Origin of the sequence: Okeania sp. SIO2F4 (assembly GCF_010672385.1) — a bacterium.
Taxonomy (GTDB): domain Bacteria; phylum Cyanobacteriota; class Cyanobacteriia; order Cyanobacteriales; family Microcoleaceae; genus Trichodesmium.
Window position 1 is genome coordinate 1 of record NZ_JAAHGT010001205.1, and the last position, 2,369, is coordinate 2,369.

The 2,369-nt window shown below is 31.2% G+C and carries 1 protein-coding gene; it reads left to right on the forward strand.

The genetic code is table 11. From position 1 onward, the window contains the following. The first annotated feature begins 119 nt into the window (after window positions 1–119). The gene (locus tag F6K22_RS38900; RefSeq protein ID WP_293110295.1) at window positions 120–2,051 is read left to right on the forward strand and encodes a type ISP restriction/modification enzyme; all 1,932 of its coding nucleotides are present in this window, start codon (window positions 120–122) and stop codon (window positions 2,049–2,051) included. Window positions 2,052–2,369: the final 318 nt, after the last annotated feature.

The following is a 2,369-nucleotide window of genomic DNA, read 5'->3' on the forward strand; positions in this document are numbered from 1 at the left end:
AGCGGTTATATGGTTTTGAATTATTAATGACTCCTTACGCCATTGCTCATTTAAAGTTGCGGTTATTATTGGAGATATTGGGTTATCGTATTTAGGAAAAGGAAAGATTAAATATTTTTTTGAGTAATGCTTTGGATGAGGGGATAAAAAAGTCTAGTTTATTATTAGCAGAATATATTTCTGAAGAAGCTAATCAAGCAGCAAAGGTTAAGGAGGAAAAACCGATTTTTGTGGTGTTGGGAAATCCTCCTTATTCTGTTAGTTCGCAAAATGTTAGTAAGCGGAAAAGACGACTGGAGGAGGATACTAAATATTTGGCAGATGTTAAATATAATGGTTTGACATGGGAGAAGGTTTATAAAATAGGTAAAGCTGGAAAGGAAATAACAGAATTAACTTATATTGGTGAACTTTTAGAAAGATATAAAGGTAGGGTTAGGTTGGAGGGAGAAAAGAATATTCAACCTCTTGATGATGACTATATTAAGTTTATTCGTTTTGCTCACGAGCAAATAGAAAAAACTGGTCATGGGGTAATAGGTTTGATTACTAATCATTCTTATATTAATGGTTTAATTCATCGGGGAATGAGAGAGGAGTTAATGAAATATTTTGATAGTCTCTATATTATGGATTTACATGGTAATTCTTTATTGAAAGAAACAACTCCAGATGGAGAGGTTGATGAAAATGTTTTTGATATTCAACAAGGTGTGGCGATTTTAATTGCGATTAGGGAAAAAAGTGAACCTGATGCTTTTTCGGTGGTTTATAAAAAGAGAGATGGGGTGAAGTTACCTGCTGATGTTTTTTATTTTGATTTATGGGGAAAAAGGGAAGATAAATATCAATTTTTAGAGAGTGTAGATTTTCAGGATGTTGACTGGATAAAATTACAACCTGCTCAACCTAATTTATTTTTTTCACCTAAAAATTTTGATTTGAGTGAAGAATATAATCAAGGGTGGAGTGTTATAGATATTTTCCCCGTTAATTCTACAGGATTTACAACTCATAGAGATAATTTCGTCATAGATTTTGATATAGATGTGCTTTTAAAACGAATCCAGGATTTTCGAGATTTAACAATAACTGATGAAAAACTATCTAATAGATATAAGCTTAAAGATACTCGTGATTGGAAAATTGAAGTAAACAGAAATTTATTGTCTAATAATTCAAATTGGGAAAGTTATTTAACTGCTTGTTTATATCGCCCTTTTGATAAAAGATTTTGTTATCATCATCAAAATATTGTTGAATATCCAAGGAATGAAGTAATGATAAATTTAAAATCGGATAATATTGCTTTACTTTCTTGCAGACAACAAACTGAGCTGGGATTTTCTCATATTTTTTGTTCTAATATAATTACAGAACGTTGTGCCGTTTCTTTAAAAAGCAGAGAAAGTACCTATGTTTTTCCGCTCTACATCTACCCAGATACAGAAAACGGGCAAACAAATTTATTTGTGGAAAAAAAAGCCAATCTATCCTCAAATTTTTTAACTGCCATCCAAGAAAAATTAGGATATATCCCCACAGCAGAAAAGATTTTTTATTACGCTTATGCCATATTTCATTCCCCTATTTATCGACAAAGATATGCTGAATTTTTACAGATAGATTTTCCTCGTATCCCACTCACAAACAATAATCAATTATTCCAACAATTAACAACTAAAGGTGAGGCATTAGTTAATCTGCATTTACTCAAAAATTTATCAGTTTTCTATGCAGAAGAAAAAAACACTATTAATTATCAAGGGGATGGTAAAAATCTAGTCAAAGAAATTAGATATGATTCGACAAACGAAAAAATCTGGATTAACAAAAACTGTTATTTCACAGGAGTCAGTCAAAAAGTATGGGAATTTAAAATCGGTAGCTACCAAGTTTTAGATAAATGGCTTAAAGACAGAAAAAAAGCTAACCGGGAATTATCCGATGAAGAGATCGATCGCTATCAAAAAATTATTGTTGCTTTGAGAGAAACCAGAAAAATAATGACAGAAATAGATACAATTATTCCGACCTTTCCCCTCCAATAGTCAGACAGTTAAACCAAGTCGGAAAAATTCATTTATCTATATATAGATGAGGTAGAGAAATTTGCCAAAATTTTCTCAACTTTGCCAAAATTATGATTTGCCTATTCTACAATCGATGAGTCGGCAAAAATTATTGTTGCTTTGAGAGAAACCAGAAATATCAAGATATAAATAGATGAAATTATTTCCAGCTTTCCCCTCCAATAGTCAGACAGTTAAACCAAGTCGGAAAAATTCATTTATCTATATATAGATGAGGTAGAGAAATTTGCCAAAATTTTCTCAACTTTGCCAAAATTATGATTTGCCTATTCTACA